Source organism: Isachenkonia alkalipeptolytica (assembly GCF_009910325.1).
Lineage (GTDB): Bacteria > Bacillota > Clostridia > Peptostreptococcales > T1SED10-28 > Isachenkonia > Isachenkonia alkalipeptolytica.
Genome location: NZ_SUMG01000013.1, coordinates 16,893 through 31,420, shown reverse-complemented (window position 1 = coordinate 31,420; position 14,528 = coordinate 16,893). Strand labels below are relative to the sequence as shown.

8 protein-coding genes are annotated in these 14,528 nt (G+C 45.6%); 7 read left to right on the top strand and 1 reads right to left on the bottom strand.

All coding sequences use genetic code 11. From position 1 onward, the window contains the following. Positions 1-8: 8 nt before the first annotated feature. Positions 9-473 carry a glucosaminidase domain-containing protein gene (locus tag ISALK_RS10290; protein ID WP_160721964.1) on the bottom strand — a complete coding sequence of 155 codons (465 nt, stop codon included), beginning with the start codon at positions 471-473 and terminating at the stop codon, positions 9-11. A 495-nt stretch (positions 474-968) separates the two neighbouring features. Between ISALK_RS10290 and ISALK_RS10285 the strand changes: the two genes are divergently transcribed. The 7 genes from ISALK_RS10285 (at position 969) to ISALK_RS10255 (ending at position 14,423) form a co-directional block, all read left to right on the top strand. Further along, positions 969-3,116, top strand: coding sequence for a S8 family serine peptidase (locus ISALK_RS10285; protein ID WP_160721962.1), 2,148 nt, complete (start codon positions 969-971; stop codon positions 3,114-3,116). 73 nt (positions 3,117-3,189) lie between these two features. After that, positions 3,190-4,902: a cell wall-binding repeat-containing protein gene (locus ISALK_RS10280; protein ID WP_160721960.1), complete on the top strand. Its 1,713-nt coding sequence runs from the start codon at positions 3,190-3,192 to the stop codon at positions 4,900-4,902. Positions 4,903-5,146: 244 nt separating this feature from the next. Next, the gene (locus ISALK_RS10275) at positions 5,147-7,768 is read left to right on the top strand and encodes a cell wall-binding repeat-containing protein (protein ID WP_160721958.1); all 2,622 of its coding nucleotides are present in this window, start codon (positions 5,147-5,149) and stop codon (positions 7,766-7,768) included. A gap of 220 nt (positions 7,769-7,988) precedes the next feature. Continuing rightward, positions 7,989-9,437, top strand: a complete 1,449-nt coding sequence (locus tag ISALK_RS10270) for an O-antigen ligase family protein (RefSeq protein ID WP_160721956.1) — start codon at positions 7,989-7,991, stop codon at positions 9,435-9,437. A 15-nt stretch (positions 9,438-9,452) separates the two neighbouring features. Beyond that, the gene (gene murJ, locus ISALK_RS10265; RefSeq protein ID WP_160721954.1) at positions 9,453-11,009 is read left to right on the top strand and encodes a murein biosynthesis integral membrane protein MurJ; all 1,557 of its coding nucleotides are present in this window, start codon (positions 9,453-9,455) and stop codon (positions 11,007-11,009) included. A gap of 38 nt (positions 11,010-11,047) precedes the next feature. Further along, complete coding sequence (locus ISALK_RS10260) at positions 11,048-11,866, top strand: hypothetical protein (protein ID WP_160721952.1); 819 nt, start codon at positions 11,048-11,050, stop codon at positions 11,864-11,866. A gap of 295 nt (positions 11,867-12,161) precedes the next feature. Continuing rightward, the gene (locus tag ISALK_RS10255; RefSeq protein ID WP_160721950.1) at positions 12,162-14,423 is read left to right on the top strand and encodes a S8 family serine peptidase; all 2,262 of its coding nucleotides are present in this window, start codon (positions 12,162-12,164) and stop codon (positions 14,421-14,423) included. Positions 14,424-14,528 lie beyond the last annotated feature (105 nt).

The window sequence follows — 14,528 nt, the reverse complement described above, 5'->3', positions numbered from 1 at the left end:
GCATTGGATTAAACTGGCGGTATTAGTTCATTTTGGGTTTCCATAAGACGATTGAATAGGGCTTCAACCCCTCGCCACCAGTTAGGATCTTCGGCGTACCTTCCGTTAAGCCAGATAAAAGGATTCATAAAGACGGGGCGGTCCTTGGAAAGGGTTATGATTGTTCGACAGGCAACCTCCGTGGCATTCTGAATATCGGTGTTATAAATCTGCCAGCTTTGAAAAACATTGAAAGGATTATTGGCAATAACCTTAGCCTCGGGGTGACTTCTAGGAACAAAGGCTTGCTCATGGCCGGCGATGGCAAATAACAATAGGGGATTGAGGCCGTTTTTTTTCGATGTCTTAATAATCGTGGAAAAATAGGGTTCTTTTTTCAAAAGGGAATCCCGGGATGCAAGGCATTTTTGTAAACCTTCCCGATCCACGGATTGATACTGAAAATACTCGGGCAAGTCCTTTTGTGTATCCATAAAAGAAACATTAACTGTCCATAAAGACTCTTCAAATAGATTAAATGAGACGGCGGAAGACGGCGTATCGGCTTTTTCCAGGGAGGGATCGGTAAAGGGCCATAGGGCAATAGGATCACCGCCGATTTCTAGGTTTATTTCAAAGTATAGTACTTAGGGCGGGTTTTCAAGGTGAGAAGGAAAACAGGGTGAAAAACAGTTGAAACCTGTGAAGGGAAAGGGAGTATTTTATAAAAAAGAAGGTTGTGAACTATTACGAATCGATGGAGGTTCTCATGAAAGTATAAAATAGTGATAGTTGTCCTCGGGATAGGAAACCATTGTATGAATAATGTCGAATTTTGTTGGAAAATAATACTATAAATGTTATAGATTTTAAAGGACTTTCCTTTAGTCTTGTAGAATATATATAGTATAAAAGTTAAACAAATATCATAAATTATTTAATGACGTTACTGTTGTCCATGCTAAAACCCTATAAAGGATGTGAATGTTATGAAAGTGATCCCTAGACTGATTCATATCGTCGCTCTATTTTTTTTGTTTAGTATATTCTTTGCTGTTACATCGTTAAGTCTTGGTGTGGAAAAGGAACTGGAAGAAAAAGCTTCCATACTGGTCCAGTTTGAAGCAAGCAAGGATCTTACAAAGATAAAAGAATTTCCCCCCAGTCTGGAACATAGCAGTGTACAGGAATTAGGATCTAATACGGTTTTAATAAACTATGATAACCAGCAACAGAAAGTCGCCCTGGTAAAAGAACTGGAGAAAATGGAGTCGGTTTTATATATCGAAGAAGATAAAGTCCTTAATCAACAGATTATTAAGGAAACCCAACGATCAACTACACCTAATGATTCTTTCTTTCATAAACAGTGGGGTCTAGATAAGGTTAAAGCAATTGAAGGATGGCAAAAGCTTTCTACCATGAATAAGAGCGCGGTAGTAGCGGTGATTGATTCAGGGGTTGATCGGTGGCATCCGGACTTGAAAAACCGAGTTTTGTTCAATGGGTATAATTTTTACTCTGATAACAATGACTTTAGGGATCATATCGGTCATGGAACAGCAGTAGCGGGGATTATTGCGGCGGAGACCGATAATTACATGGGGATTGCAGGGGTAAGTGGGGCATATGACATAAATATTTTACCTCTGAGAACAAGTTCTGAAACCGGGCAAAGCAGGCTTTCGGACTTTGTAAAAGCTATGAACTATGCCATTGAACAAGAGGTAGATGTTATCAATATCAGTATGGGTAGCAAGGGGTATTCTTCTATTGAAAACGGGGCAATACAAAGAGCGATTGATAGCGGCATTGTTGTGGTGGCATCTGCAGGGAATTCAGGAGACGGTCAGTTTTTTTATCCTGCATCCTACTCCAACGTGATCTCTGTAGGCTCCATCAATGAGAACAGATTACGATCCCGTTTTTCCAATTATAATTCCGGCATTACAGTGATGGCTCCGGGAGAAAGCATTTACAGCACAACCTTAGGGGGTACTTATGGTTATTATGAGGGAACCTCTTTTTCCGCACCTTTTGTTTCAGGAGTTGCCGCACTGATAAAAGCAAAGGATCCTGGAATGACACCTGATGAAGTAAAAACGCTTTTGATATCCACAAGTATGGATTTAGGAACTCCAGGTTTTAACAGTTTCTATGGGTACGGACTCATTAATATGGAAAAGACGTTTGGCGAATTAAAAGTGGAAGAAAAAAAAGATCCAGAGCTTGAGGATGGAAAGAAAATCGATAAAATAGTGCGTTTTGGTGGATATAATCGTTACCATACCGCAGGATTGATAGCGAAGGAGTATTTTGGGGAGGGTGTGGATAGGGTGATTTTAGCAAGAGGAGATACCATAAACGGAGAACCCCAAATAACAAACGCATTAATTGCATCTTCCATAACCGGTGTCTTAGATGTGCCAATCCTACTTACGAGGCCTGATGTAATGCCAGAAGATACTCTGAATGCAATAAATGAAATGAATCCTCAAGAAGTATTGATATTGGGTGACTATACAGAGGTTTCTATGAATATTGAAAAGGTTTTGCAGGAGAAATACGCCATAAAAAGGATCAACGAGCACTCTTCCGATCGAGTTGCAAAAGTCATCGCCTTAATGCATTCAAAGAGACATAATAAAGCTTTTATTGTGGGTGAAGATGCTTTGGCGGATGCTTTAAGCATCAGTACGGTGGCCAGTAATACAGGGATTCCGATTCTATTAGCCCAGAAAAACCGGATTCCCGAAGCTACCAAGGCTGTAATTGAAAAATCTGCAATAGAGGAGCTTTATATTATCGGAGGAGACACTGTCATATCAGAAAGCACGGAAAAAGAACTGAATCAACTAGTCAAAGGAGGTGTAACAAGAATTTGGGGGCTGAATCGATTTGAAACAAGCGCATCCGTGGCAAAGTATTTTTGGGAGGAGAGTGAAAATCCGGTTATTGCCAACGGCGTAACTATGGTGGATGCCGTATCCGCTTCAATAATCCAGTCACCGGTAATACTGGTCAGAAGCAATCGATTTGTCGGCTCCACAAAAGATTATTTGCAGGACTTCCGAAATCTCATTGTAATAGGAGGGGATGCGGTGGTTGAAGAAGAGTTGCTTAATGAGTTGCACTAGCAGAAGGAAAGAGAAGCTTGTTTCGGGTTTTAAAAATGAAAGGTTAAAAAAGCGATTAGAGGAGGAAATGAATATGAGGAAGCAGAAGGCCTTAAGGATTATTTTGGTAACTGTTTTTATATTGTGTATTGTCACGACTCTAAGCTTTGCCGCAGAAGAAAAAATTAAGGATTTGCATAGTTCGGATTATGAATTATTCGTAGAACAAGAACCAAACAATACAACGGCACAAGCAAACTTGGTGGATGACTATTTTAATGGGGAAAAAAAATATCAAATAAGGGGAACCATCACAAATTACTATTTTGACATGGACTATTTCCGTTTTGAGGTTCCAGTCAGCGGTACAATCAAGGCAGACGCTTTTTGGAGCGCTGGGAGCAATGCTTGGAATCGTGGATGGGAGGATGATCTGGCTATTAGCTTAAGAGATAGTTCCGGTGATATAATTGTGTGGTCGAGGGCTGTGGGTACTGGTTCAAGCAAAATGCAACGTTTATCTGAAGAGATAGAACCGGGTACTTATTATATTCATATTATGCAATCCTCGAATTATAGATACCTATATGTAAATGAAGCATACGCATTGTTTGTGGAACTGGAACCTTCGGAAGATACAGAGCAGAATGTAGCGGTTAATTCTGTTTCTTTAAATAAAAGCAATACAACTCTGCTTAAAGGGGGAAGTAAAACTTTGAGGGCGACCATAAGTCCTAGTAATGCCACCAATCAAAATGTAACCTGGTCAAGTTCCGATGAATCCGTGGCAACGGTTAATTCCAATGGAAGGGTGCAAGGCGTAGGGGAAGGAACGGCTACAATTACAGTCCGAACCGATGACGGAGGGAAACGAGCATCCGCCGATGTAATCGTCGAGAAAGATAGGGTAAGCACAGGGAATGTAAATCGACTTTCTGGCTTGAACAGGTACAGCACAGCAGGCGATATAGCCAATGAATATTTCAAAGATGGTGTGGACACCGTAATTTTAGCAAGGGGAGATCATGAAAATGATACCCCTCAAATCACAAGCGCACTGGTATCCGCCTCCCTTACAGGAGAGATGGATGTGCCGATTTTGTTAACGATCCGGGATAGGGTGCCCAACGCTACCTTTGACGCCTTAGATGAATTAAGGCCGAGGAATATTTTGATTATCGGAGATGAAAGTGAAGTTTCCGCATCGGTGGAAAGAGAGTTAGAAATGGAATACAGTACCACAAGGATTTATGGAAGGAACTTAAATGAAACGGCCAAGGAAATAGCCCTGCATACCGGTCGAAGCAGAGATACCGCCTATGTTGTTCAAGCCGATGCTCTGCCTGATGCTCTGGCCATAGGATCGGTGGCTAGTGCCACAGGAAATCCAATTTTATTAACGGATAAAAACACCGTTCCTTCGGCAACCCTGGACGCCATCAATGCCTTAGGGGTTGAGGATATATACATTATTGGAGGCACCGCGGTGATCAGTGATTCGGTTGAAGAAGAACTGAATGCTGTGGTTGATGGATCCGTAAATAGAGTGGCAGGATTAAACCGATTTGAAACCAGTGTGGAAATCGGAAAAACCTTTTGGAATGATGCAGAAGCGGTAACTATTGCCAATGGGGTTTCCATGGTGGACGCAGTAGCCTCCTCGATTTTACAAAGACCGTTGATCCTTGTAAGACATAACCGGATCGTAGGGTCCGCCCAGGAAGAAATTAAGAGATATAGTTCATATACCATTATTGGAGGAGAAACCGTAGTGGAAAATGGATTAATTGAAAATGCCATAGAATGAGGGAATGACTTCCGTTGGTAGATTATAGTTCGATGAAAAAAGGTGTTTGGGTCATAAGGATCCAAGCCCTTTTTTGTCTCGTTTTATTGCGTACATCAGTAGGAAAAAAGGGAATGGAAAAGAGTGCTAATAGAAAATTGCCGGTAAATACTAGGGAAAAAGATGGGAATATGTTACAATATTCTCAGATATGTGTTCATTTACTAAACAAGGGAAAAGCTACTACTTAAAGGGGGAGAAGACAATGAAGAGAATGATTTCAATGACTTTGGTTTGGGTTTTATTAATGGGAACACTGGTGGTGTCGGCGGAGGAGTTTATTAACACCTTCTACGCCATTGAAAGCTACTCAGAGCGCCACTACACCCAGTACTCGGATCAGGTATCCATTGGCTGGGGGGAAATCGAAAGAGAAGACGGAGAGATTGTATATACCAATCAGGGAAGCACTTACCGAATCCCTAGCCGTGGTGGGGAAAGGCTGTTAGAAGAGGTGGAAAAGGAAGGGAACACCTTGATGAAGTCCGTATTTTTAGACGACCCGGAGATCTTTAAAGAAATCCTGGATCGACCGGAGGTCCAAAGTCGGTTGATTGAGGAAATCATCGGGGATCGACGGCTCCATCCCAATAGCGATGTGGAGTATGACGGGATTGTAATCGACTTTGAAGGACTGAAAAACACCATGGAGGGAGAGTCCGGCTATCGCCAGGCCTTTACCCGGTTTATGGAGGATTTGCGCCGGGAGATGAGCCCGGAGGATAAGCTTTCCATTGCGGTGCATCCAACCAGAGCCGAGGGGATCGGTTACTTTGACGGTTACGACCATGAAGCCCTGGGGGACATTGCGGATCAGTTGATATTAATGAGTCATGATTATCATCAGGGGACGAAGGATCATTCCCAGCCGATTAAAGCCTCGGCCCCCTATGATTTGGTAGAGGAAAGTATTGAAATGGCCCTTGACCGCGGGGTGGCTCCGGAAAAATTGGTACTGGGGATCTCTTTAAACCCCGTTCAGTGGAGGGAACAGGACTCCGGTTATCAGGTGTTTTCCCCCAGGTATGAAGCCATGCTTCGGGCCTTTGAAGGGAAAACCCCGAATCAGGAAATTATTGAAATCACCCCGATAACCGAGCGATTCGATTCCGACTTGCAGGTGGGCTATACCTATTTGGAGCGAAAAGACACCGAAACCGGTGAGATTCTGAAGGACCATTTCTACTATGAGGATCCCAGAAGTATTCAGGCGAAAAAGGAGTTGGCCGAGGAATACGACCTGAAAGGGGTTTCCCTATGGCGTCTGGGCATCGGCTCTCCCGAAACCATGGACGGGGTTTACCGAAACCGGATGTTTGATATCAATAATAGCGGCACCATTGATCAGCAGGACTTAGACCGGTTGTTTGAATCAGTGGGAAAAACCTCGGAAGAGGATGATTGGGAAAGGGCCCTGGACTATAACAACGACGGCGTGATCGATGCCGTGGATATCTCCCGGATGGCCCGTTACGTAACAAGCGATCAAGAGCCTGTGGTCATGGAAGAGAAGCCTTCGGGCTCATCGAAGGTGACGGTGAAGTATCCCGAGGAGGTAAACGCGGGAGAGGATTATGTTTTTTCCGTGGAGCTAAAAAATGTGGAGAACTTGTTTACGGTAGGCATTGCCCTAGAGGATAATCACCCCATGTTTGAGGCCCGGGGGGAGGTTGTAAACTTTAATAACCCCTTGGAAGAAACCGGACAATGGAGCGGTACAAAAGATGAAGGTACGGGGCTTTACTATGTGCAGTCCTTGTTGGGGAACCCCCAGGTGCTTCACACCGAAGAAACCACTTACCGAATCCCGGTAACGGCTAAGGAAAGCGGTGTGGTGGATGCCAACCATCTAGGAATTACAGTACAACTGGTGGACCGCCACAGCGAAGAAATCCAGCTGGATGAAGGAACTACTGAAAAGGCCGTAACGCCTATTACCACACCCCAGCGGGTGGATGGCGGCAACCGCTACGAAACTGCGGTAAACATTGCCAAGGAAGCCTATCCCGATGGTACCGACACCGTGATTATCGCCCGGGGAGACTCTGTGGACGGAGAACCACAAATCGTAGATGCGTTGGCCGCCAGTGTATTGGCGGGTAGTGTGGATGCGCCGATTCTCCTGACCCAGACCGACCGAATCCCCGATGTTACAAAAGAGGGGATTAGAGCCCTAGGGGCAGAAACCGTGTACGTTATGGGCGGCACCGCCGCGGTGGGCGACGGTCTGTTGGAAGACCTGGGAGTAGAGGTAAAAAGAGTGGCCGGAAATAACCGCTACGAAACCGCCGCAGAAGTTGCGGAGGAGGCGTCGGTGGATCACCGGGAAGGTTTGATTGTTCAAGGAAACGCCTTGGCCGATGCCCTTTCCGTAGGATCGGTCGCCCATAAGCAGGGAATGCCGATCCTACTGGTGGGAAGTAGTCACGTACCCCAGGCAACGAAGGATCAAATTGAAAGCCTGGGTCTAGATACCCTACACATCATCGGTGGCGAAGGGGTAATTGAAGAATCCGTAGAAAAGGAGCTTCAGGAAATTTCCGGGGTCAGTGTAGGAAGGATAGCCGGAAATAACCGCTATGAAACCGGTGTTAAGGTGGCCGGGGCTTTTTGGTCCGAGGATCAGGTTGTGCTGGCCAACGGAATATCCATGGTGGACTCCGTATCCGCCTCCGCCTTTGAAAAGCCCATCCTATTTGTGGGAAATCGAGGGCTGAATGATCAAGTAAGGGCCTATTTACAAGGGAGATCAAAACTATATCTCGCCGGCGGAGAAGCGGCAATCCCCGGTTGGATCCTAGACGAGAGCCTGCGGGCTATGGAATAATAAACCCAAAGGAACCAAAGGGGACGGAGGTATTCGGGCTAAAAAATGAACCGAATACCTCCGTCCCCTTTGGTTCATGGTTCATAAAAGAAAAAACAATCCCTTCAGGGAACTGATTGAATCCTTTCCTTTCCAATGATATAATAAGCAGAGTATATTTTGAAGATTATAGCCATAGGGGCTATTGTATAGGACGATCATAAAAAAAGGGATGGGATGCATGAGAAAAGTCAATGAATTAATGGGATGGATGGAGAACAACGGAATGAAAATCACGCTGTTTATTTTTGCCCTGGTGTTATTTACACCGTCAATCAATATTATATCCGGTTTTCCCGCGGTAAGGCTGGAAGAGATTTTTGTACCGGTGATGCTGGTGTACCTTTTTTATAAGCGAAGCTACTTAAAAGAGGTGGTGTTAAAACCGTTTAATGTTATTTTGATCCTTCTGGGCATTTCCATGGCCATATCCCTGGGGAATGCGATTATCCGCTTTGGAGATCCCCTTCGCATGGGGGATTTGATGGAGTTTGTCCGGGTGTTTAAGTATTTGGTAATGTATACCTTTATTGTGGTGTTGTTTAAGGATATCAAAAAAGAAGCCTTGAATTTTGAAAAGATTACCACCTTTGTTAACTATACCGTGGGAATTTTACTGGCCATTAACTGGGCCCAGTATTTTAACTTTCTATATTTCAATCGATGGTTCAGTCCCTTATTCGGACCGGCCCATCATGTGGAAAGAATCATTCGAAACTCCCGGGTAATTGGAACCATCGGGAACCCCAACTTTTTCGGGGGCTTGATGATGTTGTTTTTGCTTTATTACTTTGCCTACTTCCTCTTTGACCGGGAAGGGTTTTGGAATGATCGAAGAAAAAACATCGCCTTAGTGGCGGCCACATGGATGAGCTTACTGCTTACGGTTTCCAGAACCGCCATTATTGCGGTCACCGGAGGACTGTTTGTGGCAGCCCTGGTATACCTTGTCCTGAAAAAAGGAAAGAACCTTATGAGTCTGGGAAGGATGGTTGCCGCCTTTTTGATCATCGGGCTTCTCAGCAACTTTTTTATAACCTTTACCATGGCGACTTACGAAGACTATTTACGCCCGGCATACTTTGCGGTGCGCTATACCGTAGAGGATGCGGTGGTATCCGCCTGGGATCATTTCTTTGATGACGAAGAAAGGGACCGGGATCAGGATAAGGCCGACCGGGATGACGATCGCCAGCGTTCTAGAGGAAGTCACGGGGTGGCTTACCGAATGCAGGATACGGTCAATGAGGGACTGAGTATTTTCGCTCGGTTCAACGTATGGGAAGAGCATTTTGCCATTGCCCAGGGCTCCATTATCATCGGAAACGGTCCGGAAAAAGGGGAGTATCAGGAAGCGGCGGTGGATAACGAATATCTGTTGATTCTGAGACGATACGGGATAATCGGCCTGACGCTGTTTATCGCCCTGTATCTCCATAATATTTTCAAATTTCCCAAGGAGAAGGATGAACAGTGGTACTACACCTTCCTATTTTCCGCCACGGCGGCCCTAATGGCCTTTAACATTATGGCGGGGAGCTTTTACCACCTACAACTATTTCCGGCCTATGTGATTTTCATAGCCATTTACGACGGATATCGTGTTCGAAAAAGAAGTGTTTCTGATTAAGAAAGAAGGATGCTTATGAGTATGGGGGAGAAAGCAGCGAAATCCGTAGTGGTGATTATGGTATTTACGTTGCTCAGTAAATTTTTAGGATTTCTTCGGGAGATATTAATTGCGGCCCAATTCGGAAGCGGTATGGAGACCGACGCCTTTTTCATCGCCATGACCGCCTGTACCATTGTGATGTCGGTGGTGGGAGCCGCGATTAAAACCACGTTGATACCAGTCCTTTCCGAGGTGGAAGACCGCTTAGGGAAGGAGAAACAAAACCTTTTTTCCGGGTGGCTTTTGATTATTATTTTAGGGCTTTCCATGGCCTTTAGTATCCTCGGGATCATCTTCGCTCCTATAATCATCAGGATTTTAGGATCGGGCTTCGAGGGAGAACAGTTTGATTTGGCGGTGCGCCTTACCCGGATCGGCTATCCCATGGTGATGTTTTTATCCACCAACTATGTGTTACATGCCTATTTAAACAATAAAGAGCATTTTTTCCTCCCCGCCTTTGTGGGGGTGCCCTTTAATTTAGTTTACATCTTCTTTTTACTGGGTTTTTCCCAGTTCGGTATTACGGGACTTATGATCGCCGCAGTATTAGGGGCAGCGGTACAAATGTTGATTCAGGTGCCGAAATCCCGAAAGCTGGGGCTGAAATTCCGATTGGAGTTTCCCGAGTATAAGCCCTACATAAAAAAGGTTTTCGCACTGATGGGGCCGGTAATTATCGGTACCATGGCCTTTCACGTGAATACGGTGGTGGATAAGACTTTAGCCTCTCGATTGGCCGAGGGGAGTATCTCCGCCCTGAACTATGCGGCAAAGCTCAACTCTTTATTTTTAAGCGTATTTGTTCTAGCGGTGGTAACGGTGATTTTTCCTATGCTATCGAAGGAAACCCGGAAAGAGGATAAAAATACCACCCTGGAAATAATGAGCAGTTCCCTAAACACCACCATGATTGTGGTGCTTCCTGTGATGGTGGGGATTATCGTGTTGGCTCCCTCTATGATTTATTTGTTCTTTGAGCGGGGAGAGTTTGACAGTCGGGCGACGGCAATGACCGCCCGGGCTTTTCGGTTTTATACCGTGGGACTGATGGGCTTTAGCTTTAAGGATATTGTCAGTCGGGTGTTTTATTCCCTGCAGGATACCAAAACTCCCATGAATATGGGGATTATCGCCGTGGTGGGAAATATTATTTTGAACTTTATTCTCATCGGACCCTTAGGCCATGGGGGATTGGCTCTGGCGACAGGACTTTCCGGGATTATTGCCAGTGCCCTGCTTTTGTGGAGCCTTCGAAGGAAAATGGGACACATTATGGGAAAAAAAATCCTCAGATGTTTCTTTAAAAGCGCCACCGCCGCCCTGGTCATGCTTCCCGTGGTGTATTTTTTCAATCGATGGATTACGGATTTTCTTTATCAGGGAAGGATGCAAGAGTTTAGCGCTCTATTTTCCACGATCTTTATAGGGGCAGTGGTTTATTATATTGTCGCCAGGCTACTGAAAATCGAAGAGGTGGCTCTTCTTACCCAAGGGGTTCTTGCAAAGCTTCGAGGGTTTATAAAATAAAACAAGGCCTCAATTAATGGAGGAAACGGGAGGAAATAATGAATAATAAAGCGACGGAACAGAACAATGGAAAAAACAACGGAAAAGAACAGCCCACAATGATGAGAAAAGCCCTATCTTTTTTCACAGACTTTTTTACCACCTTTCAGCTTTCCGTTCATAAAAAAGCCCTGGGGATCATTGCCATGGGTCTGGCCTTTTTATCAATCTTTTGGGCGGGGATGTACCTTATTGATTTTCAAAACATTTTTGGCATTTCCTCGGACCGGGGTTTTTGGTGGCATGCCTTTCGTAATCGGGGACCGGTGGAAATCGGTCAGTGGGCGGTGATGTCCTTAGTGGTGGTTACCAGCGGGCGTATCGCCGGGATCTATGAAGAGCGTAAGGACCGAAGCGGAAAGATTCTCTGGCTGTTGATCGCCGCCACCTTTGCCATGATGATTATTGAAGATGCGGGAGACCCCCGACATATCCAAGGGCGTTACTTCGTCCATTTTTGGGATATGAATAGAAATCTTGTGGAGGCCGGATTTTTCGGGGTGATGATTTTTCCAATTATTTTTGGCTTTCTCCGGTATTGGAATAAAGCCTTTCGCTTCGTGGAAACCCGTATGTATTTAATTCTTGGGGGGCTTTTCTATGCCACCGCCGCCGGGACCTCACTGTTTCGGTGGATCAATAACTTCTATCAGCGGGTGGGCAATCGAATCAGCGACCTGTTTTTCGGTGGAAGCATCCCCGGTTTCTTTTTAATGGACTTTGTATTTGAAGAATCTTTAGAGTTGATGGCAGGAGCGATTTTTTTAGCCGGGGCCTATTTGTATTTAGAACACTTAAACAGTTTGAAGGATACTTAGGTTTTTAGGACTAGCCCCTTGTGTAACCTTAGGAAGAATGATACACTATATATAGTAGATTTATGAGAAAGAATATAGGAATATAAAAAGCTTATACGGAAATATGACACATAGGCATCATTTGGATGTGTCCTCCTGATTAAAGACCCTGCAGTGAAAGCTGTGGGGTCTTTTGCTTGTCACCTCTTTCATCCTAAGTCATTGGTCACAATTTTTAAATTAATAATAAAAATTTACAAAAAATAGATAAACCGAAGAGGATTTTGTGCTATAGTAATACTTGAGGTGATTGATTATGTTAACAAGACAAAAGTGGATGGTTCTTTTTGTAACCCTATTTCTACTTACATCCATTGGCTTTCCCTTCGGAGCGGAGTACAACTGGGAAAAGGCTCACCAATGGGATCTAAACCTAGAAGAGGCAGAACAGGGAGAAAAAGAAATTACCCAGCTGATTGTAAATACCGCGGGTAACCTTGAAGACGGATCCTATCAGGGTTTCATTAGAAGTCTTGAGAAGGAAGGATTTCAACTGCAAAGCAGCTCCCGAAACCGGGAAGCAAAGGAAAAAATCACAAACCGAATGGGTTTTACATATGTAGTGGATTTTGACGAAGGATGGAAGAACTGGAAAGAGGCAAAAAATCATTTTCAGGCCACGGCCAAGGCCGAGGAGGTTCCCGTTAACTTTGTGGAGGCTAATCGGTCGGTGGTGGTCTCTCAAGAGTCGGGAAGAACGATTCATCCCAGTCAGCGCTGGCATTATGACATGCTCTTTCTTAAGGAAGCCTGGGAAATTGAAACCGGTAGGGAGTCCGTAAAGGTTTCCGTACTGGATACCGGCATAGATTATACTCATCCGGGAGTTCGAGACCGAATTGATCGGAGCTTGGGAAGAAACCTTGTGGATGACGGGGCTCTTCAGGATCCCATGGATCGCAACGGACACGGCACCCATGTGGCGGGGATTATCGGAGGCTACGGTGTCACCGCCGGGGTGATGGAGCAGGTTACCCTGGTTCCCATAAAGGTTTTGGATGACGAAGGAAAGGGAAAGAATCACTGGATTTATGAAGGGATTTTACATGCCATTGACATTGAATCCGATGTGATTAATATATCCTTCGGAAGCACACAACCCAGTCAACTTATCCAGGGTGCCTTGGAATTAGCGGAGGAAGAGGGCATCACTGTGGTGGCGGCTACGGGAAATGACGGGTTAAAAGGGCTGCAGTATCCTGCGGCTTATCCCACGGTGCTTTCCGTAGGATCCGTGAATCCCCAGGGAATACGGTCGGTCTTTTCCAATTACGGAGAGGGACTGGATGTTATGGCACCGGGGGAAGGGATTTACAGCACGGTGTTGCAGGGAAAATATGAATTCAACAGCGGAACCTCCATGGCGGCTCCACAGATTAGTGGAGTGGTGGGCTTGGTTAAAAGTATGGAACCGGATCTTACCCCCGGGGAGATTCGAAACCTTCTTCGGGATCATACTACCCGGGGCGAGGGGTACAATGAACTGGATTACGGCCAGGGAATTCTGGATAGTTACTCCGCCCTACGGACCCTACGGCCCCATGAGCCGACAGAAGAATCTGAAAACCGAAGGATTTCCGGGGCAAATCGCTACGAAACCGCCTACAAGATCGCCTTGGAGAAATACGGAGACCAAGGAGCAGACACCGCAATTCTGGTCCGGGGAGACGGTCCCCAAGATCGGCCGAATGTGGTGGACGGACTGACGGCCAGTGCCTTGGCCGGTGAGCTTCAGGCACCGATTTTCCTAACCGCCGCCGGAAGCCTTCATCCCAGTGTGCTGCAGGGCATCAAAGACCTGGGTACGGAGAAAGTGATTCTCATCGGCGGAGAAAAGGCCTTAGAGCCCTCGGTGGAGACTTTCCTCCAGCTAGAAGGCGTTAAAACCAAGAGGATAAGCCTTGAAGGAGGCAACCGATACACGACCGCCGCAGAGGTGACAAAGAAAACCCTGAGTCTACAGCAGCAGGAAAACCGACAGGACTTAGGGGAAAGAACCGCAATGATTACCCGGGGAGATGCTCTGGTGGACGCCCTATTAGCAGGGCCCATTGCCCATAAAAAGGGGTATCCGATTCTGTTGGTATCCGACGGGGTGCCGAAGGCAACCGAATCGGTGATTCGGGAAGAGGGGATTGAAAATCTGGTGATCATTGGGGGAGAGGCCGTGGTATCCCCAGAGGTACAACAATCCCTGGAGGATTTAGTAGAGGGAGAGGTAAAGCGTATAGCCGGAGATCAGGTATACGGAGAGGATCGATACGGGACCAGCCTAATGGTGTTTAACGCCTACGGCAGTGAAGGATCCCGAGTGAATTTTGTGAACGGAGCCAGTTATGTGGACGCAGTGGCGGCATCGATTTTAGAGGTTCCCATAATATATACCCGAAAAGAAGAAATATCCCGGGAAGCCCAGGGAATTTTAGGGGTAATGGAAACCTTCTCTTTTATCGGAGGACCCAGTGTGCTGTCCGAGGAAATCTATCGCCGGGCCCTAGAAATTATTTCAGGACCTTAGCCCTCTATAAAGAGGAGAGGGAGCCGTCGATATAATAAGAGGGCGGATGGAAAGGTTTTAAGATTATAAAAACAGGGACTACTGTAATGGGAGTCTTGGAGAAAT

Bases quoted from the DNA above. Each gene is read 5' to 3' on its own strand.
- ISALK_RS10290 (WP_160721964.1), bottom strand. From the start codon at position 473: ATGGATACACAAAAGGACTTGCCCGAGTATTTTCAGTATCAATCCGTG.
- ISALK_RS10285 (WP_160721962.1), top strand. From the start codon at position 969: ATGAAAGTGATCCCTAGACTGATTCATATCGTCGCTCTATTTTTTTTG.
- ISALK_RS10280 (WP_160721960.1), top strand. From the start codon at position 3,190: ATGAGGAAGCAGAAGGCCTTAAGGATTATTTTGGTAACTGTTTTTATA.
- ISALK_RS10275 (WP_160721958.1), top strand. From the start codon at position 5,147: ATGAAGAGAATGATTTCAATGACTTTGGTTTGGGTTTTATTAATGGGA.
- ISALK_RS10270 (WP_160721956.1), top strand. From the start codon at position 7,989: ATGAGAAAAGTCAATGAATTAATGGGATGGATGGAGAACAACGGAATG.
- murJ (WP_160721954.1), top strand. From the start codon at position 9,453: ATGAGTATGGGGGAGAAAGCAGCGAAATCCGTAGTGGTGATTATGGTA.
- ISALK_RS10260 (WP_160721952.1), top strand. From the start codon at position 11,048: ATGAATAATAAAGCGACGGAACAGAACAATGGAAAAAACAACGGAAAA.
- ISALK_RS10255 (WP_160721950.1), top strand. From the start codon at position 12,162: ATGTTAACAAGACAAAAGTGGATGGTTCTTTTTGTAACCCTATTTCTA.